This window comes from Micromonospora sp. NPDC005215, from assembly GCF_040607915.1.
Taxonomy (GTDB): Bacteria; Actinomycetota; Actinomycetes; order Mycobacteriales; family Micromonosporaceae; genus Micromonospora.
In genome coordinates this window covers 48,439-61,367 of record NZ_JBEXHQ010000028.1, presented here as the reverse complement: position 1 = coordinate 61,367, position 12,929 = coordinate 48,439, and the positions used below count along the sequence as shown (strand labels likewise).

Sequence of the window (12,929 nt, the reverse complement as noted above, 5' to 3'; positions counted from 1 at the left end):
AACAGCGCACGGGTCGCGCGGACCTCGGAATACCAGGCGTTGCTGCCGATCCGGGGCAAGATCCTCAACGTGCAGAAGGCCAACCTCCAGCAGGTTCTGGACAATGCCGAGTGCGCCGCGATCGTCCAGGTTCTCGGGGCCGGCTCGGGACGTACGTTCGACCTTGCGTCGCTGCGCTACGGCCGAGTGCTGATCATGGCCGACGCCGACGTGGACGGCGCCCACATCCGTACGCTGCTGATCACCCTCTTCGCCCGGTACATGCGCCCGTTGATCGAGGCCGGTCGGCTCTATGCCGCAATGCCGCCCCTCCACAAGATCACCACCAAGGGGCGCAACCCGCAGACCGTCTACACCTACACGCAGGCCGAGATGGAGACGACGGTCCGCAAACTGGAAAAGGCCGGCAAGCAGATCGTCACGCCCATCCCACGATTCAAGGGTCTCGGTGAGATGGACGCCGACGAGTTGTGGGACACCACGATGAACCCGGCCACCCGGGCCGTCCGACGGATCACCCTCGACGACGTCGACGCCGCCGAACGCATCCTCGAACTGCTGATGGGCGAGAAGGTCGAGCCGCGCCGCAACTGGTTGATCGACTCGGCCGACCGGGTCGACCGAGACGCGATCGACGCATGAGCGAGCGACAGCGAGCGAATTTTCGATACAGCGCCATGGTGCCTCATGCCGTTGCGCAGCGAAGCGAAGCAACGGCATGAGCGCCCGTTCCGTTCCAGTGGAGAGCTGAGTCATGGCACGCCGTAAGGAAAACAAGGTCGATCTCTCCTCGTTCGACCAGGCCGGCGCGCGGGTCTTCGACAACCCGCTGGTCACCGAGGTTTCCGACTCCTACCTGGAGTACGCGTTCTCGGTCATCCACTCCCGCGCCCTGCCCGACGCCCGCGACGGCCTCAAGCCCGTACACCGGCGCATCCTCTGGTCGATGTACGAGCAGGGCTACCGGCCGGATCGCGGGCACGTGAAGTCTGCCCGAATTGTCGGGGATGCGATGGGAAAGTACCATCCGCACGGCGACACGGCGATCTATGACGCGATGGTCCGCCTCGCGCAGGACTTCTCGCTCAACGTGCCGCTCATCGACGGACATGGCAATTTTGGATCTCCAGACGATGGCCCGGCTGCCTCGCGTTACACCGAAGCGCGGATGTCCCGTGAGGCCATGCTGCTCGTCGGTGAGCTGGGCGAGGACACCGTCGATGTCGAGCCCAACTACGACGGGTCGCTGACCCAGCCGACAGTGCTGCCGGCGGCCTTCCCCAACCTGCTTGTCAACGGCGCGTCCGGGATCGCGGTCGGGATGGCCACCAACATGATCCCGCACAACCTCGCCGAGGTCGTCTCCGCGGCCCGCTGGCTGATCAACCACCCGGACGCCACCCTGGACAAGCTCATGGAGTTCGTCCCCGGCCCCGACCTGCCCACCGGCGGGGTGCTGCTCGGTCTGGACGAGGTGCGTCGGGCGTACGAGACCGGGCGCGGTGTGGTGCGGATGCGCGGCAAGGTGGAGATCGGGCCGATCGAGGGCAGCCGTGGCCGCCAGGCGATCACCGTGGTCGAGCTGCCCTACGGCGTCGGCGCGGAGAAGGTCATCGCGGCGATCACCAACGAGGTCACCAAGACCAAGCGGCTGACCGGCATCGCCGACGTCAAGGACCTCACCGACCGGGAGAGCGGCACCCGACTCGTCGTCGAGTGCAAGGTCGGGGTCAACCCGCAGGCGTTGCTCGCCGACCTCTACCGGCTGACCCCGCTGGAGCAGTCGTTCGGCGTCAACAACCTGGTCCTGGTCGACGGGCAGCCGCGCACGCTGGGGCTCAAGGCGCTGCTGGAGGTCTTCCTGGCACACCGGTACGAGGTGGTCACCCGACGTACCTCGTACCGTCGGCGTAAGCGTCAGGAACGGCTGCACCTGGTCGACGGTCTGCTGATCGCCCTGCTGGACATCGACGAGGTGGTCCGGCTGATCCGGGGCAGCGACGACGCGCAGGCCGCGAAGGACGGGCTGATGAGCCGGTTCGGTCTGTCCGACATCCAGGCCACCTACATCCTGGACACTCCGCTGCGCCGGCTGACCAAGTTCGACCGGATCGAGCTGGAGGCCGAGCAGGAGAGGCTGCGCGCCGAGATCGCCGAATTGAGCAAGATCCTCGACGACGAGCGGGTGCTCAAGAAGCTGGTCTCCGACGAGTTGGCGGCCGTGGTCAAGCAGTTCGGCACCGAGCGGCGCACGACGCTTGTCGACGGGGACCTCAAGGAGGTGTTGGCCGCGTCCGCTCCGGCCGGCCCGCTGGAGGTCGCCGACGACCCGTGCCAGGTGATCCTCTCCGCGACCGGGTTGGTCGCGCGGACCGCGGCCGAGTCGGAGGAGAGCGCCGAGGGTCGTCGGCGCAACGGCCGGGTCAAGCACGACACGGTACGCGCCATCGTGCACTCCACGGCCCGTGGTCGGGTGCTGTTGCTGACAAGCGCTGGTCGGGCCTTCAAGGTCGACGTCCTGCCGCTGCCGGTGTTGCCGGAGCAGGCGGGCACTGTGTCGCTGCGGGGCGGTATGTCCGCGGCTGAGTTGGTGCCGTTGGCGGCGGGGGAGACCGTCGTCGGCCTGGCCCCGTTGGGCGGGCAGGCGGAGGGGGCGCCGGGGCTGGCGTTGGGCACCCGGCAGGGCGTGGTGAAGATCTGCGCGCCGGAGTGGCCGGTGCGCTCCGACGAGTTCGAGGTGATCGGCCTGCGGGACGGTGACGAGGTGGTTGGTGCCACTTGGTTGGCCGATGGCACCGAGTCGCTCACGTTCGTCACGTCGGAGGCGTCGCTGTTGCGCTTCCCCGTCGGGCTGGTTCGTCCGCAGGGCCTCAAGGGTGGCGGGATGGCCGGCATCAACCTGCCGGCCGGGGCGCGGGTGGCGTTCTTCGGCGCGGTCCGCACCGACGACCCGGGGCATGGCGAGCCGATGGTGGTCACCTCCACCGGGGCGACGGTCAAGGTGACGCCGTTCAGGGCGTACCCGGCGAAGGGCCGGGCGACCGGCGGCGTGCGTGCCCACCGCTTCCTCAAGGGTGAGACGGACGTTGTCGTCGCCTGGGTGGGTCCGCGTCCGGTCGGCGCGACCGGCACCGGTGATCCGGTGGAGTTGCCGGCGGCGGATCCCCGCCGCGACGGTTCGGGCTTCGCGGTGATGCTCGGCCCAACAGTGGTAGGGCACGTGATCGAACGCGACTAGGGCGTGTGCTTGTTGCGGATTGATCCGGTCGCCGAGGTGTTTCGGATCGCTCCTCAGCTGATCCGCCAGGGTCGGAGCTTCTCGGGGTTTCGCACCGCCCAGATGTGCCTGATCCGGTCGCTCGCGATCTCGAACGCGAACACTGTCGCGATGGTGCCGTCCTGCTGCGCTAACAAGCCGGGCAGACCGTTGACCAGGCACTCCAGGAACGTCGTGCGGTCGCCGGACACACGCGCGATCTCGGCGTAGGCACGTGCGATCTGCTCACCGCCCACGATCGGGTGCAGGTGGGTGACAGCCAGCCCGCCGCCGTCGGCGGTCGCGGTGGCGTCGGGGTCGAGCAGGCTGACCAGGGCACCGATGTCCTTGGCCTCCCACGCTGTTCTGAACTGCCTGACGATGCTGGCCTGCCCGGCACTGGGGCCTGCCGGGGCCTGCGCAGTGCGGATGCGACGGCGGGCGGACGTGGCCAGTTGGCGGCACGCCGCCGGTGTGCGGCCAACGATCTCGGCGACCTCGCCGAAGGGGTAGCGGAAGACGTCGTGCAGGACGAACGCGACGCGCTCGGCCGGGGTCATCGAATCGAGGACGACCAGGAAGGCCATCGTCACCGACTCGTCGAGGGTGACCCGATCAGCCGGGTCGATCCCGCCGACGCCGGAGCGGCCGGTGATCCACTCCGTGGGCTCGGGCAACGGTTCCGGGATCCAGTCGCCCACGTACGTCTCCCGCCTGGCCCTCGCCGAGCCGAGCAGGTTCAGGCAGATGCGGCTGCCAACCGTCACCAGCCAGGCGCCCGGCGACTCGATGGCCTGCTGCTCCCGTGCGGACATGGCGTACCAGCGGGCGTAGGTCTCCTGCACGACGTCCTCGGCGTCGGCAAGGGATCCGAGGAGTCGATAGGCGAGGTTGATCAGCTGGCGCCGCTCACTCATGATCGCGTTGAGGCCCGGATCACTCTGATCGTCGCCGGGCTCGGCTCTGGTGGTCATGGTCTGGCCGTCTCCCTCGCTCGCTTCTGTGCTTTCACCCGTTACGACAAGACAGCGCACCGGAAGGTGAGGTCGACGCGCCCCCTCACATTCCGAAGGGCTGCCCTGTCGTAACGGTGAGGACGACGACAAGACGAAGAGGGGACTCCGATGAACGAATTCCAGGCCATCGCGGACCGTGTCGAGATCGAGGCACTGCGCGGCGAATTCACCGACGCGGCAATGATGCGCGACCGACCCCGCCTGGCGTCGCTGTTCACACCGGACGGTGCCCTGTGCATGCCCAACATCCCTGTCGAGCTGGTCGGCCGCGAGGCGATCCGTGCCGGGGGCGAGCGGCTGCAGAGCCAGTGGGACTTCTTCGTACAGACCACACACCCCGGCACGATCCTGCTCGACGGCGACACCGCGACTGGCCGCGCCTACCTCCAGGAACTCGCGCGCACCCTCGACGGACGCCAGGGTCTGAACTACGCCGTCTACCACGACCGCTACCAGCGCACCGTGGAGGGCTGGAAGTTCGCCGAGCGGGTGTACGAGGTCAGGTACCTCGACACCTCCCCGCTGGCGGGCACGGCGCCCCGCGCGGCGCAGGGCTCCGGGACCAACCCGGCAGACGCCACGGTCACCCCGGCCCCGGCCGCATCCTTCGCCGACCCGGCATCGGCCGAACGACTGGAGCGGGTGGCCGCCGCGCTGCGTGCCAACGGCTTCGCCGCCGAGATCCTCGACGACGCCACGGCCGCGCGCGCCCGCATCAAGGACCTGGTCCCCGAGGGCGTCAGCGTGCTCACCGGGGCCAGCGAGACCCTCCGGCTGTCCGGCATCGACGAGGACATCAACGCCGGCGGCCGGTACGACGCCATCAGGCCGCGCGTCCTGGCCATCGACCGTGCCACCGGAGCCGACGAGATCCGAAGGCTGCTCGCCAGCCCGGAATTCGTCGTCAACAGCGTCGCCGCGGTAACCGAGACCGGCTCGCTCGTTCTTGCCTCGGGCAGCGGCAGCCAACTCCCTGCCAACGCGGGCGGCGCTACCCACGCGGTCTGGATCGTCGGCGCGCAGAAGGTGGTGCCTGACCTGAGCACGGCGCTGCGCCGCGTCGAGGAGCACGCCCTCCCGCTGGAGAACGCCCGCGCGCAGGCGGTGTACGGGGTGCCCAGCGCCGTCAACCACGTGCTCATCCTCAACGCGGAACCTCGCCCGGGGCGCGGCACCGTGCTGCTTCTCCGAGAGGCCATCGGATATTGACCCGGCCCAGGGTCCGTTGACCAACGAGCCCTTCGGGTGGGGCCAGGTCAGGCCACGCCGGCCGGGCGGAACTGGACGCTCACGCGGGGGCCCACCGGGCGGGCGGTCTTCGGGATGGCGTGCTCCCAGGTGCGTTGGCAGGAGCCGCCCATGACGATCAGGTCGCCGTGGCCCACCGGGAAGCGCAGGCTGTCACCGCCGCCGCCGCGAGGGCGCAGCAGCAGCGGTCGGGGTGCGCCGAAGGAGACGATCGCGACGATCGTGTCGGTGTGCGCCGAGCGGCCGATGGTGTCGCCGTGCCAGGCCACGCTGTCCCGGCCGGACCGGTAGAGGCACATGCCGGCGGTGACGAACGGCTCGCCCAGCTCGGGGGCGTAGTGCCGGGTCAGCTCCGCCCGTGCCGTGGTGAGCACGGGGTGCGGCAGGTGCCGGTCGGCGTCGTACCAGCAGAGCAGGCGGGGCACGTCGACCTCGCTGTCGTACATGGTGCGCCGCTCGGCCCGCCAGGGGACCTCGGTGAGCAGGGTGTCGAGGACGGCGTCGGAGCCGTGCACCCAGCCGGGGAGGTGGTCGACCCAGGCGCCCCGGCTGAGCTGGTGGCGGCGGATCCGGCCGGGCAGCGGCCCCAGGGTCGGCCCGGCGTCGGCCAGGTCGAGCATCGACGGCTGATAGGCGGCCCGCGTCATGCGCCCACCCTAGCAGCGCTTTCGTACACCCGTGCCAACGGTCGGGTCAGCTCGGGTGGACGGCCTCCAGCACCGCGTCCACGACCCGGGCCCGGCCCTGCCCGTCGACCGTCGACCAGGCCTTCGCGGCGAGCGTCGCGCGCCGCTGCGGTGAGCTGAGCAGCCCGAGCAGGGTCCGCGCCGCCGCCGCGCGGGTTGCTCGTCCGGCAACGCCGGCGGCGGTCAGCTCCGGCAACTCGCCGAGACCGGCGGCGAGGCCGTGCCGCACCACCCGGGCGTACGACTCACGTTGGTTGTCGACAACGCACACCAGCGCGGCGGGTGCGCCCAGGCAGCAGAGTTCCCAGGTGGACGTGCCGGCGGCGCTGACCACCAGGTCGGCTTCGGTGATCAGTGCCGGCAGCGCGCCGGTGGGTGGCACCGGCCGGATGATCTGCCCGCGGCCGGGGGCGATGTCCTCCACCTCGGCCTCGATCTCGGGTCGGCCGACGATGACAGTGAGGTCCATCGGATGGCCGGTGGCCACCAGCACCCGGGTCAGTACCGGTGCCGCACCCACCGCGTCGGTGCCGCCGAAGAAGGCAAGCACCCGGGGTCGGCTGACCGTCGTGGCGGGCGGGGGCGCCGGCGGCCGGGCGGTGATCACGGCGTCGCGCAGCAGGGCGTACCCGCTTCCGGCCAGCAGCCGACCGGGCAGCCCCGGCAGCTCCGCGCCGAAGTTCTGGTCGAGGTAGAGGTCGGCGACCTGGCCCCGGCTGTCCCCGTCGATCACGGCGAGGGTGAACACGCCGGCGGCGCGTAGGGCGTCCGCCCCGGCCGGGTCCAGCTCGTAGGAGTCGAGGACCAGCACGTCCAGGTGGTGTCGGCGGGCTGCCTCGACCAGCTCGGCCGGCGAGTCCGGGCCCGGGTGCAGGGGGATGCCCCGGGTGGACAGCTCCGCGGTGGCCCAGGGGAGTCGTTCGACGGTGCCGAACACCGCGACGTGGGCGCCCCGGGCGAGGAACTCCTCGGCGAGTGCCAGGCAGCGGACGAGGTGGCCGACGCCCCGCCGTGGGCTGGCGTCGCAGCGCAACCCGACCCGCAAAGTGCTCAGCACTCCTCCAGCTGCTTCTGTCGGACGTCGGCGTTGAGCGCGCGCAGGTGGGGTTGCCCGTGCAGCCACTCGGCGAGCGTGGCCAGCGGCACGCTGACGTCCCCGAAGTGGTCGACGACCGCGTTGACCAGCGCCCAGTCCCGCTCGGTGTCGAGGGTCAGGCGCAGCGCCGACCGGTCCGGGGTGAGCGTCACCCCGAGCACCCGGAACAGCTCCGGATGGGTGTACGCGTACGAGGTCACGTGCACCCGGTGATGCTCGGTGGCGAGCCGGCCCAGGGTGCGCAGCGTCGCCGCTGCGATGATCTCGACGTCCAGCCCGCGGGGCAGGGTGCGGGCGATCGAGGTGCTCGCGTAGTCGAGCCCGGGGACCGCCCGGTACACCGACGCGACCAGGGCGATGATCTCCGGGTCGAGCAGCGGGCAGTCGGCGGTGAACCGCATGACCGCGTCCCCCGGGTGCGCCGCGAGCGCACCCACGAATCGGCCCAGCACGTCGTCGACCGGCCCGCGGTGGCACGCCACGCCCAGCCGCGCGCACTCGGCCACCACCGCGTCGTCGACCGCGTCCGTGCTGGTCGCGACCACCAGGTCGGCCAGGACGCCGCTGTCGCGGGCGGCGCGTACCACCCGGCCCAGCACGGAACGCCCGGCGAGCGGGCGGAGCACCTTGCCGGGCAGCCGGGACGAACCCATCCGGGCCTGCACGATGCCGACGATCCGGAAACCCGAGCCGTTCGTCGGGGTCGGCCCGGCTGCCGGTACGCCGGTCACTGCTGCTCCTCCTTCGGGGTGAGCGCGGCGGTGGCCCGGCGCTTGGCGGCGCGGGCGCCCCGCTTGGCCAGCCGGGCGGGGGTGATGGCGAGCCGGCCCACCCGGTAGCTGAGCGATCCGCTGAGCAGGCCGATCGTCGTCTCGGCCCGACGCAGTGCCCGTTCCCGTGAGGTGAGCAGCTCCTCGGTCCAGGCGGTCAGTGCCGCCAACCGGGCCAGCTCCTCGCGTTGGCGCAGCCACGCCTCGTGCAGCTGTTGGTAGCTGCGCGCGCCGACCGGCGGGTCGGTCGGCGCGACGGCGTGCAGTTCGGTGGCGAGGGTGAGCCTGCCGTCGGGGTCCAGCCCGTGCAGCGCCGCGGCGATGGCCGCCTCGGCCTCCACCGCCTCGCTGACCGTCGCGCGGTCCAGGTCGTGGCCGGCGAGGCCGCCGAGCACCACGGTCAGACCGGCAACGTCGAGGGTGGACGACCACGGGTGGGCGTACCCCCCGGTGAGCAGGCCCGCCGCGAAACGCCACAACCCGCGGGCCAGCACCACGTCGGCGGGCAGCGGGTCGGTGGCCCGCCAGCTCGGGTCGAGCACCGCGTACCGCTCGCCCTCGACAACCACGTTGTCGGTGCCGGCCAGCGCCGCCGCGCCGGCGATCCGGCCGTCGGTGTCGGCCTGGTCGGCGAGCCAGCCCGCGTACCCGTGCAGCAGCGTGCGCAGGGTGGCCAGGTCGCGGCGCAGGGCCGCGTCGAGCAGCAGGGTACGCAGCAGCCGGCCGGACGGCACCGGCCCGGACAGCGCGCCCGCGTCCCGGTACGCGGCCTCGCGGCTGGCGAACGGCGCGGCGGCCGGCACGTCCGTGCCGGTGGCCGCGATGCGCCCCCAACGCCACCCCGACGGGCCGTGCAGCACCTCCAGCACGCCGATCCCGGGCCGCCCGGTCTGCACCAGCGCCACCGGCAGATCGTTGTCGACGGCCGGTGCCGTGGGGTCCGCCGGGTCGGCGGGCCGGTGGGCGAGCACCAGCCAACCCGGCGCGAGGTCCGCGGCGCGGCCGGCGTGCAGCGCGTCCACCGCCAGCCGGGACGGGTCCTGGAGCACTGTGTCGCTTGTGAAACCGCCGGCGCACGCGCCGTGCAGCACCGCGTCGAAGAGGCCGGAGCCCGCGTCCCGGTCGAGGTGGTCGGCGTCGAGCAGCGCCGTCGGGGTGCCGGCGTCGGGGTACGCGGCCCAGCACGCGCCCGGCCGCAGCCCCGCCCCGGTGAGCCGCTCGCGGAGCTGGTCCCGGTTGGCCGGGTGGGTTCGATCGAGGACCCCGCCGATCGTCCACGCGGAATCCTCCCGGCCGGCGTACCAGGGGGTGGTGGCGACGAGTCGGTGCAGGCCGAGCGGGTTGTCCACGCGCAGCACCAGCGCGCCACCCGGTCGCACCGCGGCGACCAGTCGCGCCAGCACGCCGTCCCAACCGAGGCGGGTGCCCTCCACCGACTCCACCGGGTCCAGCCCGGCCGCGGCGATCACCACGTCGTACGTCTCGTCGTCGGGCAACCCGGCCGGACCACCCACCACCAGGTGGGCGGCTCGCTGGGCGAGCGCGACCGCGTCCGGGTGGCTGCGCAGCAGGCAGGTCACCTCGGCGTGCCCGAGCTGGTCGAGCAGGGCCGGGTCGTGTGGCCCGGCCACCAGCACCCGGGCGCCGGGCGGCACGAGCCGGGCGGCCAGCGCGGCGAGCGGTCCACCGTCGGCCAGGCGCTGCTGCGGCAGGTCCGACCAGGCCAGCATCTCGCCGCCCGGCAGGGTGATCCGGCCGGCGGGTGCCGTCTCAGTCGTCACTGTGGTCCTCTTCCTCCTGGAGGTTCGCCCAACCGAGCAGCTCCCGCAGCTCTGCCGGCGTGCAGCGGTGGTCGGTGCCCAGCTCGGCGCGGGCGATCTCGACAGCGGTGGGCAGGTCGACCTCGGTGCCGTGCAGCTGCGGCCACTGCCGCCGGATGCGGGCCGTCCCGCCGAACGTCGGGTCCTCGTTGGACAGGATCATCGGGTCGCCGTAGACCGCCGGTTCGCACCCGGCCGCGATGCCGTAGAAGATCGCACTGGTCAGCCGGTTGGATGCTACCCGGCGGTGCCGACGCAGCTCGGTCAGCTGCTTGTCGAGGAACTCCGGGTCGGTGTCCTTCCACCAGTGTCCCCGGTAGCCGTGGCAGATCACCCGGAAGCCGGCGCGCTCGTAGAGCCGGCGGACGCTGCGCATCCGGTACTCGTGCCAGTAGAGGCAGACGGTGACCGGGCCGGGCTCGGTGTCCTGGATCAGCGCGATCAACGTCCGGTGGTCGCCCTTGACGTGCTGGCCCTCCCAGCCGTGGAACGGATACCAGATGGTGCCCTCCCGCTCCTCGGCCGGCGGCTCTTCGGGGCGCAGGGCCAGCAGGTAGCTGAACGGCGCGCCGATGACCACCACGTTGCGCCGCCCCACCGACCACGCCCGCCGGCGGGTCTGCTCCGACCAGAGCAGGCTTGGGGCGCGCTCGGCGTACGGGTGACCGGGCGCCAGGCCGTCGCCGATGTTCCAGCCGTGCTGCACGTACCCGTTGATCCGTGGTGGGTGCCGGTCGCCGAGACCGGCGTAGCGGGCCAGCACGTGGGCGTGGCCGTAGAAGTGGTTGGCGTGGTGCATCAGGTTCCCATCAGGCGGCGGAACGCACCGAGCCGACCCGCAGGGCCGCGGTCAGCGCGTCGATGACGCGATCCTGCTCGGCGTCGCTGAGTCCCGGGTAGAGCGGCAGTGACAGCTGCTGGGAGTAGAACGACTCGGCCACCGGGCACGACCCGCGCCGGTAACCGAGGTCGGCGAAGGCCGGGTGCCAGTGCACCGGGAGGTAGTTGACCTGGACGCCGACGCCGGCGGCGCGCATCCGGTCGTACACCTCGCGGCGACGCCCGTCGAGCACCCGGATCGGGTAGAGGTGCCACGCCGGGTCGGCCCACGACCTGCGGACCGGCCGGAGTACGCCGTCCAGGTCGGCCAGTGCCTCGTCGTAGCGGGCGACCAGGGCGGCGCGTCGGGCTTTGAACTCGCCGAGCCGGCGCAGTTGGCTGCGGCCCAGGGCGCAGAGCACGTCGGGCAGGCGGTAGTTCAGCCCGAACTCGTGCACCTCCTGGTGCCAGCCGCCCTCGTCGCCGAAGCGCAGCTCATCGCGTTCGCGGACCATCCCGACGCCACGGAAGCGGCGGGCCCGCCCGAGGATCCGCGGGTCCAGCGCGGCGACGGCCCCTCCCTCGGCGGTGGTCAGGTTCTTGGTGGGGAAGAACGAGAACGTGGTCAGGTCGGCGAGTGAGCCGACCGGCCGACCGTGGTACGTCCCGCCGATCGAGTGCGCCGCGTCGGCGAGGAGCAACGCGTCGCTGCCCGCGACCGACCTGCGCAGCACGTCGTAGTCGGCGGGGTGGCCGGCGTAGTCGACAGCGGCCACGACCTTCGTCCGCGCGGTGACCGCGGCGGCGGCCGCGGCCGGGTCCAGGCAGAACGTCTCGTCGTCGACGTCGGCGAACACGATCTTCGCGCCGAGGGCGACAGCGCTGCTGGCGGTCGCCACGAACGTCATCGGCGGGACGACCACCTCGTCGCCCGGTCCCACGCCGGCCGCCGCGTACGCCACGTGCAGCGCCGCGGTGCCGTTGGAGACGCTGGCGACGCCGACCCCGCCGGTCCAGGCCGCGAGGTCGGCCTCGAAGGCGTCGACCTGCGGGCCGGTGGTGAGCCAGTCGCCGCGCAGCACACCGGCCACAGCGGCGATGTCGTCCTCGGTGATCGAGTGCCGGCCGTACGGGAGCATCCCCGTCATGCGGTGAGGCCGAGCATGTCGCGCAGCTGCTCGACGGTGAGCCACTCGTCGTTGGTGTCCGACTGGTAGGCGAAGCCGTCCGGCACCGGGTCGCAGTCGACCGGCGGCTGGTAGCCCCACGTGGCGATGGTCGGCTGGACGATGAACCGGCCGTCGGCGCGCAGCGTCCGGCGGCTGTCGTCGGGCGCGATCATCTCCTCGTGCAGTTTCTCGCCCGGCCGGATCCCGATCTCGTGGGTGGTGGCGTCCGGGGCCACGGCCTCGACCAGGTCCAGGATGCGCATGCTCGGGATGCGGGGCACGAACAACTCGCCACCCTGCATCTGGTCGAACGAGTCCATGACGAACTGCACGGCCTGGTCGAGGGTGATCCAGAACCGGGTCATCCGCTTGTCGGTGATCGGCAGGCTCTTGCCCTCGGCGGCCAACCGGCGGAACAGCGGGACGACCGAGCCGCGGCTACCCACCACGTTGCCGTAGCGCACCACGGCGAACCGGGTCGGGTGCTGGGCGGCGTAGTGGTTGGCCGAGACGAACAGCTTGTCCCCGACCAGCTTCGTCGCGCCGTACAGGTTGATCGGGCTGGACGCCTTGTCGGTGGAGAGCGCGATGACCTTCTTGACGCCGGCCTCGATCGCGGCGTCGACGACGTGCTGCGAGCCGGTGATGTTGGTGGCGATGTACTCGGAGGGGTTGTACTCCGCGGTGTCCACCTGCTTGAGCGCGGCGGCGTGCACCACGTGGTCCACCCCGTGCATGGCCCGGGTGAGGCGGTGCCGGTCCCGGATGTCGCCGATGAACCAGCGCAGCCGCGGGTCGTCGCCGAGTTGCTGGCGCAGCTCGTACTGCTTGAGTTCGTCGCGGGAGAACACGACCACGCGGGCGGGGTCGGCCTCGGTGAGGATGTGCCGGAGGAAGGTCCTGCCGAAGGAACCCGTTCCCCCGGTGATCAGAATGGACGATCCATTCAACTCACTCAATTTGGTGCTCCCGTGATCGTTGATGAACGGGCGGCCCTCGGCCGGCCGACCGGGGTGAGACGCTAACCATGGCGGGTTAACTCCCCGACG

At 71.8% G+C, this 12,929-nt stretch carries 10 protein-coding genes and 1 pseudogene; 3 read left to right on the top strand and 8 right to left on the bottom strand.

Annotated elements, in window-relative coordinates; translation table 11 throughout:
- Positions 1–3: 3 nt before the first annotated feature.
- Both ABZU25_RS21205 and ABZU25_RS21200 read left to right on the top strand, forming a co-directional pair.
- Positions 4–642: pseudogene (locus ABZU25_RS21205) on the top strand (toprim domain-containing protein); the annotation flags it as partial.
- A gap of 112 nt (positions 643–754) precedes the next feature.
- Entirely contained in the window at positions 755–3,238 is a 2,484-nt protein-coding gene (locus ABZU25_RS21200; RefSeq protein ID WP_355031075.1) for a DNA topoisomerase IV subunit A, read from the top strand.
- A gap of 53 nt (positions 3,239–3,291) precedes the next feature.
- Here the strand turns inward: ABZU25_RS21200 and sigJ are convergent, their stop codons facing one another.
- A complete protein-coding gene (sigJ, locus tag ABZU25_RS21195; RefSeq protein WP_355031074.1) occupies positions 3,292–4,230 on the bottom strand; it encodes an RNA polymerase sigma factor SigJ in 939 nt (312 codons plus the stop codon).
- Between the two features lie 150 nt (positions 4,231–4,380).
- On the opposite strand from sigJ, the gene ABZU25_RS21190 reads away from it, so the two are divergent.
- Positions 4,381–5,481 (top strand): LUD domain-containing protein, encoded by a 1,101-nt coding sequence (locus ABZU25_RS21190; RefSeq protein ID WP_355031073.1) that lies wholly within the window; start codon positions 4,381–4,383, stop codon positions 5,479–5,481.
- 47 nt (positions 5,482–5,528) lie between these two features.
- Here the strand turns inward: ABZU25_RS21190 and ABZU25_RS21185 are convergent, their stop codons facing one another.
- From ABZU25_RS21185 to pseB, 7 genes are read right to left on the bottom strand one after another with little or no spacing between them, the layout of a single operon-like run.
- Positions 5,529–6,167 (bottom strand): alpha-ketoglutarate-dependent dioxygenase AlkB, encoded by a 639-nt coding sequence (locus ABZU25_RS21185; protein ID WP_355031072.1) that lies wholly within the window; start codon positions 6,165–6,167, stop codon positions 5,529–5,531.
- A 46-nt stretch (positions 6,168–6,213) separates the two neighbouring features.
- Complete coding sequence (locus ABZU25_RS21180) at positions 6,214–7,260, bottom strand: spore coat protein (protein WP_355031115.1); 1,047 nt, start codon at positions 7,258–7,260, stop codon at positions 6,214–6,216.
- On the bottom strand, positions 7,257–8,033 hold the full coding sequence (locus ABZU25_RS21175; protein WP_355031071.1) for a glycosyltransferase family protein: 777 nt from the start codon (positions 8,031–8,033) through the stop codon (positions 7,257–7,259). Before ABZU25_RS21175 ends, ABZU25_RS21180 begins: the two co-directional genes overlap by 4 nt.
- A complete protein-coding gene (locus ABZU25_RS21170) occupies positions 8,030–9,853 on the bottom strand; it encodes a class I SAM-dependent methyltransferase (RefSeq protein ID WP_355031070.1) in 1,824 nt (607 codons plus the stop codon). The genes ABZU25_RS21175 and ABZU25_RS21170 overlap by 4 nt, the downstream gene beginning before the upstream one ends.
- On the bottom strand, positions 9,843–10,691 hold the full coding sequence (locus ABZU25_RS21165; RefSeq protein ID WP_355031069.1) for a hypothetical protein: 849 nt from the start codon (positions 10,689–10,691) through the stop codon (positions 9,843–9,845). The genes ABZU25_RS21170 and ABZU25_RS21165 overlap by 11 nt, the downstream gene beginning before the upstream one ends.
- A 10-nt stretch (positions 10,692–10,701) precedes the next feature.
- Positions 10,702–11,859 (bottom strand): aminotransferase class I/II-fold pyridoxal phosphate-dependent enzyme, encoded by a 1,158-nt coding sequence (locus tag ABZU25_RS21160; protein WP_355031068.1) that lies wholly within the window; start codon positions 11,857–11,859, stop codon positions 10,702–10,704.
- Positions 11,856–12,839, bottom strand: coding sequence for a UDP-N-acetylglucosamine 4,6-dehydratase (inverting) (gene pseB, locus ABZU25_RS21155; protein WP_110561940.1), 984 nt, complete (start codon positions 12,837–12,839; stop codon positions 11,856–11,858). The genes ABZU25_RS21160 and pseB overlap by 4 nt, the downstream gene beginning before the upstream one ends.
- Positions 12,840–12,929 lie beyond the last annotated feature (90 nt).